This is a genomic window from Photobacterium ganghwense (assembly GCF_003025595.1).
In the GTDB taxonomy this organism is placed as follows: Bacteria; Pseudomonadota; Gammaproteobacteria; order Enterobacterales; family Vibrionaceae; genus Photobacterium; species Photobacterium ganghwense.
Genome location: NZ_PYMI01000031.1, coordinates 1 through 885, shown reverse-complemented (window position 1 = coordinate 885; position 885 = coordinate 1). Strand labels below are relative to the sequence as shown.

7 tRNA genes are annotated in these 885 nt (G+C 54.0%); all 7 read left to right on the top strand.

The window, feature by feature from the left end:
- A tRNA-Ser gene (locus C9I92_RS25130) sits at positions 1–93 on the top strand.
- Positions 94–146: 53 nt separating this feature from the next.
- Positions 147–223, top strand: a tRNA-Arg gene (locus C9I92_RS25125).
- Between the two features lie 92 nt (positions 224–315).
- Positions 316–392 (top strand) — tRNA-Arg (locus C9I92_RS25120).
- A 38-nt stretch (positions 393–430) separates the two neighbouring features.
- A tRNA-Arg gene (locus C9I92_RS25115) sits at positions 431–507 on the top strand.
- 49 nt (positions 508–556) lie between these two features.
- Positions 557–633: transfer RNA gene (locus C9I92_RS25110), tRNA-Arg, on the top strand.
- Positions 634–670: 37 nt separating this feature from the next.
- Positions 671–747: transfer RNA gene (locus C9I92_RS25105), tRNA-Arg, on the top strand.
- 49 nt (positions 748–796) lie between these two features.
- Positions 797–873: transfer RNA gene (locus C9I92_RS25100), tRNA-Arg, on the top strand.
- Positions 874–885: the final 12 nt, after the last annotated feature.

Genomic DNA, 885 nt, shown 5'->3' with positions numbered 1-885 from the left:
GGTGAGGTGGCCGAGAGGCTGAAGGCGCTCCCCTGCTAAGGGAGTATACGGTTTATAGCCGTATCGAGGGTTCGAATCCCTCCTTCACCGCCATTCTTTCTTAACGTAGTTTAAGTAAAGAGTTTTCTTGCAAAAGAAAAGCCTGCGCGTCCGTAGCTCAGCTGGATAGAGTACCTGGCTACGAACCAGGCGGTCGGAGGTTCGAATCCTCCCGGACGCGCCATCATTCCTTAAGTATCAACGGACTGTTACTTAAGCCAATGTCTACAAGGCATTGGCCGTTAGGTGTTCCTGACGATTGAAAACAGATTCTGCGCGCTCGTAGCTCAGCTGGATAGAGTACCTGGCTACGAACCAGGCGGTCGGAGGTTCGAATCCTCCCGAGCGCGCCATTAATCCCGTATTCTGGATCATAAAGAATACAGCCTGCGCGTCCGTAGCTCAGCTGGATAGAGTACCTGGCTACGAACCAGGCGGTCGGAGGTTCGAATCCTCCCGGACGCGCCATTATTGATAAGCATTGCCTCGGCAGTGTGAAACACCCGGAATTAAGCGTGCGCTCGTAGCTCAGCTGGATAGAGTACCTGGCTACGAACCAGGCGGTCGGAGGTTCGAATCCTCCCGAGCGCGCCATTATTTCCATATTCTGCATTGTCAGAATATAGCCTGCGCGTCCGTAGCTCAGCTGGATAGAGTACCTGGCTACGAACCAGGCGGTCGGAGGTTCGAATCCTCCCGGACGCGCCATTATTGATAAACATTGCCTCGGCAGTGTGAAACACCCGGAATTAAGCGTGCGCTCGTAGCTCAGCTGGATAGAGTACCTGGCTACGAACCAGGCGGTCGGAGGTTCGAATCCTCCCGAGCGCGCCATTATTTCCATAT